Source organism: Stappia taiwanensis (assembly GCF_014635285.1).
Lineage (GTDB): Bacteria > Pseudomonadota > Alphaproteobacteria > Rhizobiales > Stappiaceae > Stappia > Stappia taiwanensis.
In genome coordinates this window covers 617,413-637,285 of sequence record NZ_BMCR01000003.1, presented here as the reverse complement: position 1 = coordinate 637,285, position 19,873 = coordinate 617,413, and the positions used below count along the sequence as shown (strand labels likewise).

Below are 19,873 nucleotides of genomic sequence, written 5' to 3'. Positions count from 1 at the left end.
ACTTCCCGGGGACAACTCCTGCCCGGTGCGGGAGAGACGGACACCTATGCCCTTGACAGGGTGCGGGTGGCAAGACGATATAGGCAGCCGAGGCGGGTGTAGCTCAATGGTAGAGCAGAAGCTTCCCAAGCTTACGACGAGGGTTCGATTCCCTTCACCCGCTCCAAAATCCCCTGAAATCGCCAGATGCCCAGCGCCGCCGGCAAAAACGCCCGCGCGTGTCGCTCCTGTGCGTTCCGCACGCCCGCCCGAGCGATACCGGGCGGACGCGGTGTTTTCGCGCTACCGCACGGTGCGGGTGAACAGGCCGAGGCCGTTTTCGTCGAGGAATTCGACCCGCATGGACGGGTCTTGCGCGGACAGGTCGAAGGTCACGGTCGAGCGCGAGCCATAGGGCTGCTCCTCGTTGAACACCGGAAAGACGAAGCTGTTGCCCGACCAGTGGGTCAACTCGAAGCGCTGCTCGTCCGGACCGAGGGTGAGAACCAGCCTGTCTTCCGCCAGATCGACCCGCGCCGCGCCGAAATAAGCACTGACGTAGGTCCCGACGAAATCGCCGAGCTCATCGGACGGCTCGGGCTTCGCCGGCGCTGCCTTGCCGACGGTGCTTCCGGCGGGCGCGTTCAGTCTTTGCGCCTCGAACAACCCGCGATAGCCTGAGGCCCAGTCGCGGGTCACCTTGCCATTGATCGCCAGATCCATGAATTCGGCGCTGACCGCCTCCACCGCGCCGACGCCGGCGCCGTTGGACAGAACGACAATGCCCAGATCAAGAGCCGGCGACATCATGTAATTGGTGCCGGTGCCGAGCACGAACATCCCCGAATGGCTGAGCATGACGCTGCCGTCGCCAGAGATGCCGACGCCCACGCCGAAGCCATAGAAGGACGGCAGGCGGTCCGCCGTCTCGGAGCGGCTTGAGACAACCTGCGGCGAGAGCGCGGGCAGCAGTCCGGCCTCCTTGATGATGACCTTCTCCCCATGCCGGCCATTGGCCAGCACCATCGCCATCCAGCGGGCCATGTCGCGCGCGGTGCTGCTGACGCCGCCCGCCGGCGACTGAGCATCGGGCTTGCGCCGCTGCAGATCGCGAAACGCACCGTCGGCGAAGGCATGGCCGACCGCCCGGTTGTCACGCGCCAGATAATCGTCAAAGCGGGAGCTGGTCCGGGCCATACCCAGCGGTGCGTAGAGCACCTTTTCCGAAAGGCTCGCCCAGTCGGTGCCGGCGGCCTCCGCCACCGCCTCGGCCGCCGTCGTCAGGCCGAAGTTCGTGTAGGCGTAGCTGTCGCGATAGGCATTCAGCGGCAATTGGTCCAACCGTTCCAGGATCTCGCGCCGGGAGAAGCCGAGAAGTTCCAGATCGTCGCCCGCATGATCGGGCAGACCCGAGCGATGGGCGAACAGATCGCCAATGGTCACATGGGCACCGACCCAGGGGTCGGACAGGGTGAACCAGGGAAGATGCCGGCTGACCGGTGTGTCCCATGCGACCTTTCCTTCCCCGACCTGCTGCGCGACAACGCTCGCCGCCAGCGATTTGGACAGGGAGGCGATCTGGAACACCGTATCCGCATCGACCTTGGCCGTCTTGCCGAGTTCGCGAACGCCATAGCCCCGGGCAAACACGGTCTTGCCCTCATGCACAACGGCGATGGCAAGGCCGGGAAGCTTGAACTCCGCCAGGGTGCGCTGCGCCAGCCCGTCGAGCCCGTCGATGGCTGCCTGAATCCGCTCCTGCCGCACGGTGGGCGCGGTCGGGTCTGCCGCCTTTGCCGCCACTGGTCCGGCGAGCACGGCCGCGCAGAGCACGGTGGCCGCCATTCTCACACCCGGTCGGCGCGGCGTTGCAGGCGCGCAGGCAAATATCTTGAGGCCAGAAAGCAGCATAATCACAACTCCAAAAGGTCCAGGCCATCGCCGAGCACCCGCTCGGCGGCGGCCACCACGCTTTTATGGTGGGTAAACAGGATCGGCTGCACCGTGCCGGAGACCTTGGCAAGTGCCTCCAGCCCGCTGGCGGTGCGCTGGTCATCGAAGGTCTGGAACAGGTCGTCGCAAATGAACGGCGCGACCTCGGACCGAGTGGCATAGTCGGCGAGAAACGCCAGCCGCAGGGCGAGGTAAAGCTGGTCCCGGCTGCCCTCGCTCAGACCGTCAATAGCGACCATTTCCCCTTCAGGGCGCAGCGCCATCAGATGCGGATGGTCATCATCGCCATAGTCCTGACACAGCCCCGCGAAGGCACCGCCGGTGATCGCCGAGAAGAGGTCCCCGGCCCGCTCCAGCAACGGGTCGCTCTCCTGCTGCCGATGACGTTCCATCGCCTCGCCGAGAAGCAGCGCCGCGACCTTGAGGACGCTCCACTCCCGCGCCACCTCCGCCAGATCCGTTTCCGCCGCCATCCGGTCGAAGGCGGCGCCCTCCGCGCCCTCGCTCGTCTTCCATTCCTCGCGCCGTGCCTCGCGCGCCTTCAGATCGGCCGCAACAGTGGCAAGGTGATCCTGCCGGCGGATTTCCTCCTGCTCCAGAAGCTCCAGATCGACCGAGGCCGCCTCAAGATCGAACCTGGCAAGCTCCTGCCGCAGACGGTCGCGGTCCTCCCCTGCCGTCTGCTTGTCGAACAGGCTGGTGAGCCGGGCCCGTTCCCCCAGCTTCTCGTCCCGGTCATGCAGCCTGCGGGCCAGCGCCGCCGGATCGCGCATCGCCGGATCAAGGGTGTCAGGCAGGCCATCGCAGATCTCAGCCAGCGCCGCGCTGGCCGCCCGGGCTTCCTCTTGTGCCGCCTTCAACTGGGTCTCGGCGGCCTCCACCGCACCGCGCGCGTCGCGCTCGCGGGCGCTTGCCTCACGCGCCGCCTCAAGCCGCCGGCGCAGCGCATCGGCCATCCGCTCCGGTGCATCCACCTCCAGATCCGGCGCGACCGCCGCCGCCAGCGTCCTGACCCGCGCCGCGAACGCCTCATTGTCGCGCTGCATCCCGGCAACCCGGCGGGCGCTGCGATCCCGATCCTGACGAATGCGCGGGATCTCCTGCCACAGGGAGACCGCCGCCTCCGCAGCGGCAATCGTGGCATCGGCGGCGAGCCCGACTGCGGGCACCGCGCGGGCAAACGCGTCTTGCCAGCGCGCCCGCTCTTCGGCCACCCGCGCCCGCTCCTCTTGCCGGCGCTGCAACCGGTCTTCGGCATCCGCGCGGCGCCCGGCCAAGGTGCGCCCGGCGGTCCAGGCCTCGGACCTCTGGCGCAGATGCTGGGACAGTGCCCGCGCCAGACCGGCCGTCGGCAGGTCGTCGACATCCACCAGCTTGCCTGCGCGAGCGATGCCCAAGAGTTCCGGCCGCAAGCCATCGGCCAGCCGGTGCAGCCGGTCGATCTGATCCTGAAGCTGGGCCGCCTCGGCCTCGGCCCTGGCAAGCTGCTCCACCTCGCGGCCCCAGTCGAGCATCCGCTCCGGCGCTTCCGGCAGGACGCCGATGGGGGCGAACAGCGCGCGCCAGGCGGTATCCTCTTCGGCCTGCCGGGCGTCAAACTCGCCCAGCTCCTTTTCGCGCGCAGCCCCTTGCGCATCGACGGCGGCAAGCCGGGCCACCGCCGCCGCGTGCCGGGCCACCCGATCCGCATCCGCCAGCGCCGCATCGGCCAGCCGGTCCGCCTCGGCCACAAGGGTGCTGTAGCCCAGCACCCGCTCGCCAAGCGCCGCCAGCGCCTCGGCGCCGCCGTCGGTCAGCCCCTCGGCAAGCTGGGCGAAGCGGGCATCGCGGGCGCCGCGCGCCTCGGCAATCGCGTCGCGGGAAGGCACCGGCCCGCGCCGTTCCGCGTCGGTTATCTCCGCCTGAAGCCGCTCCCGCTCAGCCCTGTTCGCCGCCAGCTTATCGCGGCAGGCGGCAAGGGCCTCGGCGGTGTCGCGCCGCCGCCGAGCATGCTCGGCGATCACCTCACGTGCCGGCAACGGCACATCCGCCGCCCTTTGCGTCTTCGGCAGGGGCGGCACGAGACGGGCGGCCATGGCTTCCGCTTCGCGCAAGGCTCGCCGATGCCGGGTTTCCAGATCCGCCAGTGCCTCCAGCGCCTGCAGGTCCGGCGCCAGTGCCTCAAGGCGCAGCCGCAGTGGCGCCGGATCCTCGACCGCCCCGGTGCCGCGCCCCTCCGCCGACATCCGCTCCAGCCCATCGCGCTCTTCCTGCAAGGCCCGGTCAAGACCGGCGAGCGCCTCACCCAGCCGGCGCCCCTCCCGGGTCAGTTCGCGCAAGCTGGCCAGCGCCGCATCGGTCGGCTGGCGCGCTTCAAGACCGGCTTCCAGCGCCGTGCCATCCTCCCCCGTCAGGCCGAGCCGGAGCAGGTGCTGGCGCAGCTCGGCGGCATAGCCATCGCGCTCCGCCTCGATGCGCGGCAGATCCTGCCGCCGCGACTGATAGGCCCCGGTTTCGCCGAACAGCGCGGTGATCTCCTCGGCCCGGGCGAGCACATCCGCATCGACCGAAATGCGCGCATGGGCTTGCCCTGCCGCTGCCGCGCGCGCCGCCGCCTCGCGCGCCGCCGCGTCCTTGCGTTCGGCCCGTTCATGCGCGGCCTGAAGGGTTGCGGCCACGCCCTCGGGCACCTCGCCCAGATCCGCAAAGGCGGCGAGCGCGTGATCCACCGCATCGATATCGGCAAGCAGCGGCTTGATCCGGCTCAGGAGCTGCAACCGGGCGCGCCGGCGCCGGGTCGCCGTCAAATCGTCGCGTGCCTCCTCCAGCGCCGCCTCGGCCTCGGCGATGGCGGTATTCAGCGCCTTCCAATCGTTCTGTTTGAGTTGCCGGTCGCGCTCCCGGGCACGGGCCTCGGTGTAGCGTTCCAGCACCTGATAAAACCGCCGGTCCTTCGACTTGCGCGGGGCGAACAGAGCGCCCGCCTCCGCCTCCAGCCCGGCCTTGACCCCCGCCAGCCCGTGCAGGCCGGAGGCGGCGGCGAACAGCGCCCCGCCCACATCGCCCTCACCGGCCAGCATCGCCTCGGCGCCAAGGCGCAACCGGGCGGAATCAAGACCGAAGGCCCGCTGGAACACATCGCGCCCAAGCCCGCCGAGAAAGGGGTGAAGCGCATCGTCGCGCAAGGGCGTTTCCGCCTCGTCGTGGCTCAGAAGCGTGTTCTTGCGCCCGCGCCGGCGCCGGAACGACAGGCTGTCGCCAGCACTGTTGCGAATGGTCGCGCCGACCCTCAGGCTCGGCCCGTCATGCAGGAAGTCGTAGCGGGGCACGCCCTTGCGCTGCTCGGAAAAGCCGAACAGCAGATCGGAGATCGCCGCCAGCAGCGAGGTCTTGCCCGCCTCGTTGGCGCCGTAGACCAGATGCAGCCGGGCGCCCTCCCGAAACGTGAAATGGCGATCTGTGAGCGCGCCGAAGCGCAGGATATCGAGCCGGTCGAAACGCATGGGATCAGTCCTTGCCTCCGACCTTCTGCAGCAGGACCTCGCCCGCCTCCTCGATCAAGGCGGCAAGGGCCTCGGGTCCGGTGTCCAGATCCGCGCCCAGGCCATGGGGCATCTTGCCCGTCACCTGACCGATCACCTCCTCCACCGCCGCCAGAACCTCGGGGTCCTGCCGCAACCCGGCAAGCATGCCGCCAAGGTCGATCAGCGGATCGCCGTTTTCCGCCTCAGCTTCTCGCGCCTCGCCGCCGGTCACATCCAGCACCAGCTTTTCCAGCGAGACATCCGCATCCACCCGGGCGGCCGCCGCCTGCGCCTCGTCCCGCAGCAACGCCCGGTTGGCCAACAGCCAGGCGCGCAGCGAGCTTTCGCCGGAAAGCCGCAGCCGCAGGGCAAGGGCGCGGCCCTCCGCTGCCTGAACATGTGGGCGCAGCGCTTCCTCAAGGGCGGAAAGAATGGCGTCGAGATCGGCGAGGCCGGAGATATCCAGTTCCAGCAGCGCCCAGCGCGCTTCATCGACAATCATCCGCTCACAGCCGGTCACCCGGCCATCGGTGACGGTCACCAGCACCGCGCCCTTGGCACCGGTCTCGCGAATGCTGCGGCCCTGAAGATTGCCGGGAAAGACGATATGCGGATCGGTGTCGATCACCTCGTGATCATGCACATGCCCCAGCGCCCAGTAGTCGTAGCCGCGCGCACGCAGGTCATCCACCGAACAGGGCGCGTAATCGGCATGGGGCGGGCGTCCGGTCAGCGAGGTGTGCAACACGCCGATGTTGAACCAGCCCGGCTCCGGCGCCGGATAGCTGCGGGCCAGATTGTCGCCTTGCGACCGGTCCGCGAAGCTCTGGCCGTGCAAGGCGACGCGCAGCGGCTCAAGCCGGTGGGTCTGCGGCTTCCGCGTGTCAAAGCCACGCACATTCTCCGGCATGGAAATGCTGCGGGTGACGACACTGGCGGCATCGTGGTTGCCGCGCAGGACGAAGACCGGAATGCCGGCGCGGTCGAGCCGGGCGATCTCCCGATTAAAGAACAGGCCGACCGCGTTGTCCTGCCATTCCCCGTCATAGACATCGCCGGCGATCACCATGAAATCAGCCTTCAGCTCCAGCGTGCGTGACACCAGCGCGGTGAAGGCCTTGCGCGTTGCCTCGGCAAAGCGATGGGCGAGTTCCGGGTCGCGGGCGGACAGGCCCTTGAACGGGCTGCCCAGATGCAGATCGGCGGCATGGACGAAGCGGAAGGAAGAGGGCAAAGGGCAATCCTGTCATCGGGCGGAGGGGCCGCGTGTCGTCAATTCGGTATGGGTAACATAATCTGGCGGAAGCTTCTGAAAAGACTGACACCGAGTGTGACGTGCCTCTGCCACTCCCTGCGCCTGCCGGGCGTCAACCAGCCGTCCATACCACTCGTCAATCTCCGGCCAGTTCCGCGCCTCATGCCTGCGATCGCCCATGCACGGGCCGCTTGGCAACCCCGTGTTCGGTCTTGCACCAGTCATGGGGGCGGCGTAGCAAATCGACCACCGCCGCATAGAAGGCCAAGCTCTGGACGAGCCAGTAGAACGGGATCACCATCAGATCGAGAAGCCCCACCGGCCAGCGGCGCATGGCCGCCCCGCGCAGGGTCACCACGGCCATGCTGGCATAACACAGAACCACGCTGACTCCGGCCAGCACGGCGATGCAATCCCCCGTCAGGGTGCCGGCCAGCGGGATCGGCGCCGCATCGAGACCATAGAGCAACAGAAACACCACGAACACCGGATGGGCAGCCAGGGTCGTCACCATTGCCAGCACGTAAAGACCGAGGATGGGCAGCAGCGTGCCGCGCAGATCGCGGATCAGCGCGTGCGGCTCGCGCACCGCCACCAGCAAGGTCTGGAGCCACCCCTTCAGCCAGCGGGTGCGCTGGCCGTGCCAGGCCCGCCAGCCGATCGGCGCTTCCTCGAAAGTGGTGCTGCCCAACATCTTCAGGTCGTAGCCGGCCCGGCAAAGCCGCACCGCCAGATCCGCATCCTCGGTGACATTGTACGGATCCCAGCCCCCGACCTCCTCCAGCGCCTCGCGGCGAAAGTGATTGGAGGTTCCACCGAGGGGAAAGGGAAAGCCCTGCGCCGACAGGAACGGCAGCAGACAGTCGAACAACCCGGCGTATTCCAGCAGGAACTGCCGGGCGAAGAGATTACGGCTGAGATGATCGACCGCAAGATGCGCCTGCAGCGCTGCCACGGAGCCGGGCAATTCGGCAAAGCGCGAAGCGGCCAGGCGCAGTTGCGCCGGTTCCGGACGATCCTCCCCGTCGAACACCGTGACAAGCTCGCCGCGCGCCAGCTCCAGTCCGTGGGCAAGGGCGCGCGGCTTGGTGCGCGGGCTCCCCTCCGGCACCTCGATGCAACGCATATGGGGATGAAGCAGCGGCATCAGCGCCGCGCGGGTCTCCCGATCCTCCGCTTCCAGCAGGAACAGGACTTCCAAGCGAGAGGCGGGATAATCCAATGCGGCAAGGCTCGCCACCAATTGCTCGACCACCCGCGCCTCGCGGTAGAGCGGTACCAGAACCGTGTAGAACGGCAGTTGCCCATTCGCCAGCGAATGCCCCGGGCGCGGGCTTTCGCGCGCGCCGATCCCGGCCATCAGCCGGATGCCGCCAAGCACCATGCCGGCAACGGTCACCATCAGCGAGACCAGGATGAGCAGCACCGAGAGCGGCAGCAACATTCCCAGAAGCAGCGCGAGCAGCATCGCCATGCCGGTTGCCATCTGCCCAGGTGCCAAAAGACGGCGGGCAGAGACCTCGGACCGCAGCAGCGACAGCCGTGCCCCCGGATCGGCGATGGCCACCGCCTCGGCAAGCGCCTCCGGGGTGGTGATGCGCACCCGACCGCGCAAGCCCGGAAAGCGCCGCAGCAGATCGAGAAAGGCAGCCGTGCCGCCGACGGGAGGCACCACCGCGACGATGGTCTCACCGCGCGCGGTACGACCGATCGACAGGGGCCCGGCGAACCCGGGCGGCGGCGGGAAGGCGGGGTCATGCCGCGCCCGAAAGCTGCCCCGGCACAGGAAGGGAACGCCGCAAACCTCGGCAAAGGCGCAGTAGTAGGCGTCGCTGGACACCAGGCCGCGCTGCAGCAGCACTCGCCCAAGCGGCAATCCGCAGCGCCGCGCCTCCCGGGCAAGCGGCACAAGCGCCGCCTCGGCCAGCCCCCTGTCGCACAACAGGGCCACCTCCTCGGGCCAGTCCCGCGTCATGGCCGACCGGGGACGCACCACCCGCCGCGCCGACGGCGAACGGCTGGACGGCGGGGCGCGCTCTTGTGCTAGACTACGGACCCGGGCGGATGCCTCGATCACATCATGTCGCACGGACCCTCCAATCCAGAGGCAAACCGCACCTTTGTCCCGCACCTCTTCACTCTCCCCACAGCCGGGCTCACCGAAAAATCGGATGCATGGGGAAAATTACAGGGTGTCAAATCAGCCAGAGCGGGAGAAGGACAGGCAGGGCATCCTCATGTCAAAAACCACTATCAAGAAACGCCATGCAGTTTGATCGCAGACACCTCCTGATTGCAACCCTCGGTTTTCTGATGATCGCCCTGACGCTGTTGGCGGCGACGCCCACACGTGCCCAAACCGCGTCGCCGCAAGATGCCGCCGATGCGGTGGTGACGCCGAATTTCTGGGACCCACGCAGCACGGGCGACCGACCGACGGCCACCCCGGAGACGATCCGCTTTCTCGCCAGCGACGACTTCCCGCCCTTTTCCTTCCGCGACGGATCGGGCCGGCTCACGGGCTTCAACATCGATCTGGCACGGGCCTTGTGCGAGGAGATGAAGGCGGCCTGCTCCTTGCGCATCAAACCGTTTGATGCGCTGGTCCCGGCGCTGGTGCGCGAGGAAGGCGATGCCATCATCGCCGGGCTGGCGACCACGCCGGAGAACGCACGCACATTGCGGTTCTCCGATCCCTATCTGCGCCTGCCCGCCCGCTTCGTGGTGCTGCGCGGGGTCGAGTTGGAGGTGACCCCGGAGGCCCTTGCCGGCAAGCGGATATCCGTTGTGGAAGGCAGTGCCCACGAAGCCTTCCTGAAGGCCTATTTCCCCAACTCCGAGATCATCGCCTTTGGCGACCCGACCGAGGCGCGCGCCGCCATCGGCACGGAGGAGGCCATCGCCCATTTCGGTGACGGACTGTCCCTGTCCTTCTGGCTGAACGGCAAGACCTCCAGCGAATGCTGCACCTTCGCCGGGGGGCCGTGGCTGGAGCCGGGGTACTTCGACCATGCGCTGACCATCGCCTTTCGCGGCGACGACAGCCTGCGCCAGCAGGCGGTCAATCATGCGCTGAGCCGGCTGCAGGCGCGCGGGGTCTACTCGGAACTCTATCTACGCTATTTCCCTGTCAGCTTTTACTGATCCCGCGTCCGCAGGCGCGCCCCCGCCCGCATCCATGGCGATGGCGGATCTGGGCACAGCCTTGCGAAACGGCAGGGCGAGACACCAGGCAAAGCCGGTGGGCGCGTCCGACTGATACTCCGCAAGACCGATGGTCATGCCGTCATGGCCGGCCTCGGGCTGCGGCGTATAGGTGCGGAACAGCCGGTCCCAGAGCGACAGGTTGAAGCCGTAGTTGGAATCCGTCTCCCGCACCACCACCGAATGATGCACCCGGTGCATGTCCGGGGTGACGATCACAAGCCGCAACGCCCGGTCCAGCCAGGCCGGCAGGCGCACATTGGCGTGGTTAAACATGGCCGCGCCGTTCAGCACCACCTCGAACACCAGGACGGCGGTCACCGGAATGCCGAAGGCGACGACGATCAGCGCCTTCCACAGCATCGACACGATGATCTCCAGCGGATGAAAGCGTAGCGCCGTCGTCACGTCGAAATCCGGATCCGCATGATGCATCTTGTGAATGCGCCACAGCAGCGGGATCTTGTGCGAGGCCCAATGCTCGAACCACACGGCAAAGTCGAGCAGGACAAAACCGAGCACGGCAGCGAGCCAGACCGGCGCGTTCAGCAGGGCAAACAGGCCATAGCCGCTGGCCGCCGCCCACATGGCAACACCCACCGCCGCCGCCGGGAACACCACCCGCAGGAAAAGCGTGTCGGTGGCGACGATCGCCAGGTTGGTGACCCAGCGTTTCTGCCGCCCGAAGCGCAAGGCCCGGCGCGGGGCCAGCACCTCGAACGCGGCCATGCCCAGCAGGATACCGAGAAAAATCAACAGTCGGATGGTAGCTTCGTCCAAGTCGTTTCCCCGCCTTGTTCGGCCGCGCGTCATTCAGCGCTTGAAAGATAGTTGTTGAACGTGACATAGGCGAGCGGAAGACTGCGTCAAACCTTCGTGAGAAAAGGCCAAGAGATGACCGACCTGCTCTGGACCCATCCCAAGGAGCCCGCCATTGCCACGCTGCTGCTCGCCCATGGCGCCGGCGCGGCGATGGACAGCGGCTTCATGACGCGGTTCGCCGACTGCGCCGCCGCCGAGGGGCTGGCGGTGGTCCGGTTCGAGTTTGCCTACATGGCCGCAAGGCGCAGCGGCGGGCCGAAGCGTCCGCCCCCGCGCGCCGACAAGCTGGTCGGTGAATACCAGAAGGCCGCCCAGGAGGTGCTCGACAGCATCGACACCCCGCTTTTGATCGGCGGCAAGTCGATGGGCGGACGGGTCGCGGCCATGCTGGCCGGCGGCGGCTCCCTGCCCCGGCGCATTGCCGGCGTCGTCTGCCTCGGCTACCCGTTTCATACCAAGAGCTCGGGCCAGAACAAGGAACAGGTCTGGCGGCTGGAGCCGCTGCGCGAGAGCCACCGCCCGATCTTCATCGCCCAGGGCGAACGCGACCCTTACGGCTCGGCCGCAGAGCTCGACGGCATCGACCTGCCCGACCATGTGCGCCTGGACTGGCTGCCGGACGGCAACCACGACCTTGCTCCGCGCGGTGCCTCGCCCGCCACCTGGAGCGGCAACCTGACCGCTGCCGCCGCCGGCGCCGCCCGCTTCGCCCGCGAGCTTCTTTCCGCAGGCTGACCGGGCGCGCAGGCCGGCGGATTTATTCCGCCGGCACGTTGCGGATCGGCTCGGGCGCCTCCCGATCTTCCGGCGGGGTGATGCGGAACAGGCTGGCGATATCGGCGCCAATGCCCATCAGCGCCGGCACCAGCACCAGAACCAGCACCGTCGCGGTCGACAGGCCGAAGACGATGGTGATGGTCATCGGCATCAGGAACTGGGCCTGCAGGCTCTTCTCGAACAGCAACGGCAGCAATCCGCCGATGGTGGTCAGCGAGGTCAGAAGCACCGCGCGCAGGCGGTCCTGCGCGGAAGCGACCGCCGCCTCGGCCACGCTCTCCCCTTCCTTGCGCCGTTCATCGAACCGGGCGACGAGAATGATCGAGTTGTTGACCAGGATGCCGGACAGGCCAAGCAGACCGATATAGCTCAGGATCGTCAGGTCGAAGCCCATCAGGTAATGGCCGACGATGGTGCCGACGGCGCCGAAGGGGATGATCGCCATGACTGCCAGCGGCTTGAAGTAGCTGGCGAAGATCGCCGCCAGGATCAGATAGATCATCGCCAGTGCCGCGATCGTGCCCAGTTGCAGATCGCCAAAAGCGCCTTTGCGCTCCTCCTCACGGCCGGAAAAGCGGAAATCGACGCCATGACGGTCGGCGATTGCCTGGATCTTGCCGTCGCTGAGATCCTCGATGATCTTGATGCTGGAGGAAACCTCCGGATCGACCTCGGCGGACACGCTGACGGTGATGCGTCCGTCCCGCCGCTGGATCACCGAGAAGCCCTGACGCTCCGACAGGGTCACCACCTCCAGCAGCGGCACATATTCGCCGCCCGGAGCCTTCAGCGACAGATCGCGCAAGGCCCCGCCCCCGCCATCGCCGATCAGCTCCTGTGCCACGCGGATGGTGATTTCCTCCTCGCCGCGTGCGAAGCGGCGCGGAATGCTGCCCTCGAACACGCTGCGGATCTGCCTTGCCGCATTGTCCACGGTGAAGCCGAGCGCCTCACCGCGCGGGCTGAGCGCAATAACCAGCTCCGGCTTGCCATAGGGGAAATCATCGGCAACCCCATCCACGCCGGGATAGCCGGTCAGAAGCTCCTGCATTTCCAGCGCCGCCGCCTTCAGCGCCACCGGATCCTCGCCCTTCAGGCGAATGTCGAGATCACGACCGGGAGGTCCGCCGCGCCGTTCATAGACAGCCACACGCTTGGTCCGGGGGATTTCCGGCAAGGCCTTGCGCCAGGCCTTGACGATGTCGGCGGTGCGAATATCTCGGTCCTCGGAGGGGGTGAGCTGCACATCGATACTGGCGACGTTCCGCCCCCGGTTGTACCCGGACTGGCCAAGGGTCGCATAGGAGGCGACCACCAGCTTCTGCCCGCTGTCGCCGACAAGTTGACGTTCGGTGGCGCGCAGCGCTTCCTCGATCCGCAACAAGGCCGCCTCGGAATCGGCCAGCGAAATACCGGCGCTGAAGTCGATGGTCGCGCGGATGTTCTCCGCCTCGGGCGAGGGGAAGAAGCGGAAGCCGACCCGGTCGCCCTGCACCATGCCGACGGCGAGCATCAAGGTGGCCACCGCCACCGAAATGGTGACGTAGCGCCAGGCGTAAGAGACGCGGAGAATGGCGCGGAAGGGCACATCGCGGACCCAGCCGAAGCCGGCATCGAAGGACCGCCGGAACCAGCCCGGCCGCTCATCGAAGGGGCTGCGCTGGCGCATGCGCCGCAGCACCAGAAACAGGAACTCCAGTGCCGCCGCAACGAGGAAGGCCAGCACCAGCACCACCGCATCGAACAGCACCACGCCGAAGAACGCCCGTCCGTCGCGCGCCGGCACCGCGAGCCAGTCGAGCCAGGGCGGAACGCTGATATCGGCCCGTCCCGCCAGCGCAATGACGAACAGCGCCGGCATGCCGGCCAGAAGCACCACCCGCCACCAGCTCCAGGACGGCGCCCGCGACAGGGAATGGGCCAGATGCCCCGGCAGCACCCAGAAGCATTCGACGATGCTGGCGATCACCACCGCGACCACCACCAATGGCAGCGCCCCCATGATCTGGCCGATGGTGTCCTGGATCAACATGATCGGCAGGAAGGCGGCAATGGTGGTGGTGCTGGCGGCAATGATCGGCCAGAGCATCCGCCCGGCCCCCTCCTCGGCCGCCTGATACGGGCCATCGCCCATGGAATAGCGGGTGGCGGTGTGCTCGCCGACGACGATGGCATCATCGACGATGACGCCAAGGGTCATGATCAGGGCGAACAGCGAGATCATGTTGATGGTCTGACCCGACACCCACATGATGCCGATGGTGGCCAGAATCGCCACGGGAATGCCGGCGGCGACCCAAAGGGCGATGCGGGCGTTGAGGAAGGCGAACAGCACGATCACGACGATCACCAGCCCGGACAGGCCGTTCTCGATCAGGATCATGATCCGCTGATTGAGCGAATCCGCCCGCACCTCGTATTTCACCAGCTCCAGCGACCGGGGCAGCTGCGGGGCGATCTCGGTCAGGTATTCGTCAAGGATGCGGTTGACCTTAAGCTGGTCGGCCTTGGCCGAGCGCTGCACGGTCAACTCCACCGCGCGCACCCCGTCGGAATAGCCGATCACCTGATCGTCATCGAACTCCTTGGTGACGCGGGCAATATCCTGCAGCTGCACCTTCTCGCCGGTGGGGAAGGACTTGACGGTGATCCGGCCGATGGCCGCCGGCGAGGTGGTGTCGGCCACCGCGCGGATCTGCCGTTCGACCCCGCCGCTCAGATCGCCGGAGGGAAGATCGCGGGTGTTCTCGGCGACCTTTTGCGACACATCGGCGATGGTCATGTCGAGACGGCGCAGCTCGCGCTCGGGCAGGCGCACCACGTATTCGGTATCCCGGAAGCCGGAAAAGGTCACCTTGTCGATGCCGCGCTCGATCAGGTCGTCGCGGATGCCGCGCGCATAGCTCTTCAGCGCATCCTCGGAGAACGGGCCGCGCAGGGCGACCCGCGCCACCCTGTCGAACCAGTTCGACAGGGACACCGTCGGGGTTTCGCTGTCCTCCGGCAGGGTGGTCACCCCGGCGATGGCCTGATCCACATCCGACAGTGCCTTTTGCATGTCGGCGCCTTCGAGGAACTCAAGGCGGATCGTCGCCGTGCCCTCCCGGGCGTAGGAGATCATCTCATCGACATTGTCGATGAACCGCAGCTCCGGCTCGATCGCCTGAAGAATGTTCTTCTCCACATCCTCCGCGCTCGCCCCCGGCCAGGATACGGAGATATTGATGTTGTTGACGACGATCTGCGGGAAGAACTCGGTGTTGAGCTTGGCCAGCCCGAACACCCCGAACAGGATCATCAGCACCATCACCAGATTGGCCGCGTTGGGATGACGCAGGAAATGGCCGATCCAGCTGCGAGGAACGAACTCCGGCGTGCGCATGGCTATTGTCCCTTCGCCGCCGGCGCCGCACCTGCGGCCTTGCCGGAAGCCACCTCGGGCCGGGCCGGGTCGGTCACCTTGACCCCCTCGCCGGCTTCATCAAGGCGCGTGGCGACCAGCGTATCGCCATCGGCAAGCTCGCCTTCCACAATCAGGTCGGTGCCATCAAACGCCAGCGGACGCACCGCACGGCGCACCGTGCGTCCCTCCTTCACCACATAGACGTGATCGGTGCCGTAAAGCGCCCCTTCGGGAATGCGCGCCGTGCCGGGATAGGTCCGGTCGGCCAGACGGACCTCGACAAAGGCGCCGGGACGCAGCGCGATCTGCTCCGGCGCGACCGCGACCCGGGCATAGACATCGACGCCGCCGCGCGCCAGCGCCACTTCCGCGCCAAGGCGAACGATCTCGCCGGTGTAGCGAACCGGCTCGCCGCCAATATACCAGAGCACCTCGACCGGGCGGCCGATCACCTTGCCGCCATCGGACAGGATCCGCCCATATTGATTGTCGGACAGGGTCAGCCGGACTTCCAGCGCATCGCGGTCATAGAGCGTCGCCACCACGTCATTGACGTTGACAAGACGGCCGGCGGCGGCGGTTTCCGCGCTCACCACCGCATCGAACGGCGCCTTCAGCACCGTGTCGGCCAGGTTCTTCTCCGCTTCCGCCAGACGCCACTGGAGCCGGTCGATGGCCGCTTCCTGCTGGGCCACCCGCGCCTCCTCGACCAGAAGCGCATTGCGCCGCTGCTCCAGCGCCTGCTCGCGCTGGGAAACCAGCAGGCGACGCTCATCGAGCGTGCGTTCGGTCACCGCGCCGCTGGACAGAAGCTGCGAGGCGCGTTCCAGATCGCGCTCGGCAAAGGCAAGCTGCTCGCGCGCCCGCTCCACATTGGCGGTCTCCGCCGCGACACCGCCCCGGCTTTCCGCCAGCCGCGCGCGGGCCTCGGCCAGGTTGGCCCGGGCCTCGGTGATCGCCCCTTCATAGGCGAACGGGTCGATCGCCACGAGTTCGGCGCCCGCATCGACGGTGCCGCCAGCCTTCAGATCCGGGTTGACGCGAATGATCTCGCCGGCGACGAGCACGCGCAAATCGACCGTGCGGGCAGCCACCACCTCGCCATAAAGGCGCAGAACCGGCGTATGATCGCGGATTTCCACCGGCATGGTCTCGACCGTATAGACGGTCTCGCGGGCGGCCCGGGTCGGCACCTCGTCCTTGCTGAGGATCAGATAGGTCATGCCCTGATAGGCGCCGAACAGGATCGCGCCAGCGAGCGCCGCCTGCAGCAGGATCCGGCCCAGGAGCAGGGCTGCCCCCTGCCCCTGTGGCGCATCTCGCCGAAAGGAAATCTCGCCAACGGTCTTCCTGGTGACTTCGTCGAGTGCTTTCAACATCCGCCCTTCTCTCACGCCGTCGCGCGCCCGTCCGGTTCCGGACTGTCGATATGCCTACGCAGGCGACAGCCAACCGGATCGGCGGGGGCGCCGGTCCGCAAGGACACCGCCATGGGTCTGGTTCGTGCGAACTATTGGGGCGGCTCCACCAGCACGCAACCGGTATATTGTATCAATTTGTTGCAAGAGAAGCGCCTGTCACAGCACGAGACAAACGAAAGCCGCCCGAGCACCTTGCAAGGCACCCGGGCGGCTTTTCAAGAAACCTGCGTCTTCGTGGCTTGTCTCAGTCCGTCCCGGAGCCGCCCGGCACGATCTCGCCCGCGTCGTAATCGTAGCGGGCATTGCAGAACCGGCAGGTGACCTCGATCCGGCCATCCACGGTCATGTGGTCGAGATCGTCCGCCGAGAAGCCGGCGAGCATCTTGCGGATGCGCGCATCGGAGCAGCGGCAGCGGTCGGTCAAAGGCTGCGGCGTGAAGATGCGCACACCGCGTTCATGGAACAGCCGAAACAGGAGCCGTTCGGCGGTCATTTCCGGATCGCCGAGCTCGTCGTCGCGCACGGTGCCGACCAGCGCGCGCGCCTCCCGCCAGGCCTCATCCTCGTCCACCTCATGCGGCTTCACGCCTTCCGGCGCGTCCCCGGGGTGCAGGTCCGGCTGGCGCATCCGTTCCGGCGCTTCGGGCAGGAACTGCGCCAGAATACCGCCCGCCAGCCAGGAATGGCGCGGGCTGTCGCCCTCGCGGCGGTCGAGCATCTCGCCCACCGCCAGGCGGACGATGGTCGGGATCTGCTCCGACTGGGCAAAGTACTGATGCGCGACCTCTTCCAGCGAATGGCCGTCGAGCGCGACAATCCCCTGATAGCGGTTCATGTTCGCGCCCTGATCGACGGTCATCGCCAGATGGCCGCGCCCCAGCAGCGCCACCGCATCGGCCTCGCCGCGCGCCTCGGCCGCGGCCACCGCCTCGGCGTCGAACTCGGCACAGGCGCGCAGACCGTCCGGCGTGTCGAAATCGACCACCAGCATGGACACCGGCCCGTCGGAAGTGGTCTGCAAGGTAAAGCGGCCGTCGAATTTCAGCGAGGTGCCGAGCAGGCACACCAGCGCCGCCGCCTCGGCAACGAGGCGGGAGACCGACACCGGATACTGGTGCCGGTCGAGAATGGCGTCGAGCATCGGCCCGAGGAACACCGCCCGGCCGCGCACGTCCAGCGGCTCCACCGCGAAGGGCAGAACCGCGTCCCGCCCGGCGGGGGACACGCCGAGCCGCTGCAATTCGTCCTGTACCGTCATGCGCCCTGCAAGGCTCCAAAACACCAGGCGAGAATGCCCTTTTGCGCGTGCAGCCGGTTTTCCGCCTCGTCAAACACCACCGATTGCGGCCCGTCCATCACCTCGGAGGTCACCTCCTCGCCGCGATGGGCGGGAAGGCAATGCATGAACAGGGCCTGCGGGTCGGCCTCGGCCATCAGCCGGCTGTTGACCTGATAGGGGCTCAGAAGATTGTGGCGGTCGCCGCCTTCCTCATCGCCCATCGACAGCCAGCAGTCGGTGATGACGCAATCCACGCCCTTGACCGCCTCGAAGGGATCATCGGTGACGCGGATCTCGGCACCCGCATCCCGGGCGTGCGCAATCAGCTCCGGCGGCGGCGCCAGTTCCTTCGGCGTCGCGATCCGCAACTCGAAGTCCAGCTTTTCCGCGGCGTGAACCCAGGAGGCCAGTACGTTGTTGCTGTCGCCGGTCCAGGCCACCGAGCGGCCGGCGATGGTGCCGCGCTTTTCCTCGAAGGTCAGCACATCGGCCATGATCTGGCACGGATGGGTGCGCTTGGTCAGGCCGTTGATCACCGGTACGGTGGCGTATTCCGCCAGCTCGTGCAAGGCGTCATGATCGAGAATCCGGATCATGATCGCATCGACGAAGCGGGACAGCACCCGGGCAGTGTCGGCGATGGTCTCGCCGCGGCCAAGCTGCATTTCCGCGCCGGTCAGCATCAAGGTCTCGCCGCCCAGCTCGCGCATTCCCACATCGAAGGAGATGCGGGTGCGGGTCGAAGGCTGCTCGAACACCATGGCAAGAACGCGGCCGGCCAGCGGCCCGGCGCCATTGATGCGCACCGGTCCGCGCGCCTCCTTGAGGCGGCGGCTGCCGTCCAGGATGAACCGCAGTTCCTCGGTGTCGACATCGGTCAGGTCAAGAAAATGACGTGGCTGAGCATTCATTATTCGGCCGCCCCTTTCGCGGTCTCGGTCTCCATCGCGGTCGCCGCCTGTTCGATCCGGTTGACCGCCTCTTCGATCTCATCTTCGCTGATGATCAGCGGCGGCATGATCCGCAAAACGTTTTCACCAGCACCAACCGCCAGCACGCCCACCGCGCGCATATGCGCCAGAAGGTCGGTGTTGGTCACCCGGCATTTCAGGCCGAGCATCAGCCCTGCGCCGCGCAGTTCCTCGAAAACCGTCGGATGGCGGTCGACGAGACCGGCCAGCTTCTGCTTGAACAAGAGCGCCTTGCGCTGGACGCCCTCAAGGAAACCCTCCTCAAGCACCACATCGAGCACCGCATTGCCCACCGCCATGGCCAGCGGGTTGCCGCCATAGGTGGTGCCATGGGTGCCGGCGACCATGGCCGAGCCGACCTCTTCGGTCGCCAGGCAGGCGCCAATCGGGAAGCCGCCGCCAATGCCCTTGGCGATCGCCATGATATCCGGAGTGATGCCGGCCCATTCATGGGCAAACAGCTTGCCGGTCCGGCCCACGCCCGTCTGCACCTCGTCGAGGATCAACAGGATGCCGTTGTCATCGCAGATCTGCCGCAGCTCACGCAGATGCTCGGTCGGGATCTGGCGAATGCCGCCCTCGCCCTGCACTGGCTCCACCAGTACGGCGGCGGTGCGGTCTGAGATCGCCGCCTTCACCGCCGCATTGTCGTCGAACGGCACCTGGACGAAGCCCGGCGCCTTGGGGCCGAAGCCCTCAAGATACTTTTCCTGGCCGCCGGCGGCGATGGTCGCAAGGGTCCGCCCGTGGAACGCCCCTTCGAAGGTGATGATCTCCACCCGCTCCGACTCGCCCTTGGCGTAGAAATAGCGGCGCGCGGTCTTGATCGCGCATTCCAGCGCCTCGGCACCGGAGTTGGTGACGAACACCTGGTCGGCGAAGGTCGCCGCCGTCAGCTTGTCGGCGAAGGTCTGCTGACCGGGAATGGTGTAGATGTTGGAGACGTGCCACAGCTTGCCGGCCTGTTCCGTCAGCGCGGCAACCAGCGCCGGATGGGAATGGCCCAGCGAATTGACGGCAATGCCGCCGGCACAGTCGAGAAAGCGTCGTCCGTCGGCCGTCTCCAACCAGACCCCGTCGCCGCGTTCGAACGCCAGGTCCGCGCGCGCATAGGTTTGATAGAGGGATGAGCCCACCATGTCCTTCTCGCTCCAATCGTCCGGCGGCCCGTCCGGGTCCGCCACGGCCAACACCCCGGCCCCGGCTCTTTCCGGTTCCGATGCTCGCCTCTTTGTGAATTTACCGCTGCCGCAAGCGGTTTCTGGCGGTGTCGCCCCCCGGTTCGTGGGGATGCCGACACCTTTCG

General features: G+C 67.2%; 12 protein-coding genes and 1 tRNA gene. 3 read left to right on the top strand and 10 right to left on the bottom strand.

All coding sequences use genetic code 11. The features are described 5' to 3' along the window. Positions 1 to 92: 92 nt before the first annotated feature. Positions 93 to 166, top strand: a tRNA-Gly gene (locus tag IEV83_RS10310). 116 nt (positions 167 to 282) lie between these two features. Here the strand turns inward: IEV83_RS10310 and IEV83_RS10305 are convergent. The 4 genes from IEV83_RS10305 to IEV83_RS10290 all read right to left on the bottom strand — a co-directional run bounded on the left by IEV83_RS10305 (position 283) and on the right by IEV83_RS10290 (position 8,779). Next, the gene (locus IEV83_RS10305; protein ID WP_244628129.1) at positions 283 to 1,824 is read right to left on the bottom strand and encodes a serine hydrolase; all 1,542 of its coding nucleotides are present in this window, start codon (positions 1,822 to 1,824) and stop codon (positions 283 to 285) included. A 68-nt stretch (positions 1,825 to 1,892) separates the two neighbouring features. After that, positions 1,893 to 5,414, bottom strand: a complete 3,522-nt coding sequence (locus IEV83_RS10300) for a YhaN family protein (RefSeq protein WP_181760380.1) — start codon at positions 5,412 to 5,414, stop codon at positions 1,893 to 1,895. A 4-nt stretch (positions 5,415 to 5,418) separates the two neighbouring features. Next, a complete protein-coding gene (locus IEV83_RS10295) occupies positions 5,419 to 6,669 on the bottom strand; it encodes a metallophosphoesterase family protein (protein WP_181760381.1) in 1,251 nt (416 codons plus the stop codon). Between the two features lie 181 nt (positions 6,670 to 6,850). Continuing rightward, on the bottom strand, positions 6,851 to 8,779 hold the full coding sequence (locus tag IEV83_RS10290) for a glycosyltransferase family 2 protein (protein WP_181760382.1): 1,929 nt from the start codon (positions 8,777 to 8,779) through the stop codon (positions 6,851 to 6,853). 176 nt (positions 8,780 to 8,955) lie between these two features. Here IEV83_RS10290 and IEV83_RS10285 point away from each other — a divergent pair, with 176 nt between their 5' ends. After that, positions 8,956 to 9,834 carry a transporter substrate-binding domain-containing protein gene (locus IEV83_RS10285; RefSeq protein ID WP_209003080.1) on the top strand — a complete coding sequence of 293 codons (879 nt, stop codon included), beginning with the start codon at positions 8,956 to 8,958 and terminating at the stop codon, positions 9,832 to 9,834. On the opposite strand, the gene IEV83_RS10280 is transcribed toward IEV83_RS10285, so the two are convergent. Beyond that, positions 9,805 to 10,707 carry a sterol desaturase family protein gene (locus IEV83_RS10280; protein ID WP_371873429.1) on the bottom strand — a complete coding sequence of 301 codons (903 nt, stop codon included), beginning with the start codon at positions 10,705 to 10,707 and terminating at the stop codon, positions 9,805 to 9,807. The two genes, IEV83_RS10285 and IEV83_RS10280, sit on opposite strands and share 30 nt — an antisense overlap. Before the next feature lie 81 nt (positions 10,708 to 10,788). Here IEV83_RS10280 and IEV83_RS10275 point away from each other — a divergent pair, with 81 nt between their 5' ends. Beyond that, positions 10,789 to 11,451, top strand: coding sequence for an alpha/beta family hydrolase (locus IEV83_RS10275; RefSeq protein ID WP_181760383.1), 663 nt, complete (start codon positions 10,789 to 10,791; stop codon positions 11,449 to 11,451). 22 nt (positions 11,452 to 11,473) lie between these two features. Here IEV83_RS10275 and IEV83_RS10270 read toward each other — a convergent pair whose 3' ends face one another. The 5 genes from IEV83_RS10270 to IEV83_RS10250 form a co-directional block, all read right to left on the bottom strand. Next, positions 11,474 to 14,875: an efflux RND transporter permease subunit gene (locus tag IEV83_RS10270; protein WP_181760384.1), complete on the bottom strand. Its 3,402-nt coding sequence runs from the start codon at positions 14,873 to 14,875 to the stop codon at positions 11,474 to 11,476. A 2-nt stretch (positions 14,876 to 14,877) separates the two neighbouring features. Continuing rightward, the gene (locus IEV83_RS10265; protein ID WP_181760385.1) at positions 14,878 to 16,275 is read right to left on the bottom strand and encodes an efflux RND transporter periplasmic adaptor subunit; all 1,398 of its coding nucleotides are present in this window, start codon (positions 16,273 to 16,275) and stop codon (positions 14,878 to 14,880) included. Positions 16,276 to 16,561: 286 nt separating this feature from the next. After that, on the bottom strand, positions 16,562 to 17,575 hold the full coding sequence (locus IEV83_RS10260; protein WP_181760386.1) for an Hsp33 family molecular chaperone: 1,014 nt from the start codon (positions 17,573 to 17,575) through the stop codon (positions 16,562 to 16,564). Beyond that, positions 17,572 to 18,507 carry an ornithine carbamoyltransferase gene (argF, locus tag IEV83_RS10255; RefSeq protein ID WP_181760387.1) on the bottom strand — a complete coding sequence of 312 codons (936 nt, stop codon included), beginning with the start codon at positions 18,505 to 18,507 and terminating at the stop codon, positions 17,572 to 17,574. Before argF ends, IEV83_RS10260 begins: the two co-directional genes overlap by 4 nt. Beyond that, the gene (locus tag IEV83_RS10250; protein ID WP_181760388.1) at positions 18,507 to 19,706 is read right to left on the bottom strand and encodes an aspartate aminotransferase family protein; all 1,200 of its coding nucleotides are present in this window, start codon (positions 19,704 to 19,706) and stop codon (positions 18,507 to 18,509) included. Before IEV83_RS10250 ends, argF begins: the two co-directional genes overlap by 1 nt. Positions 19,707 to 19,873: the final 167 nt, after the last annotated feature.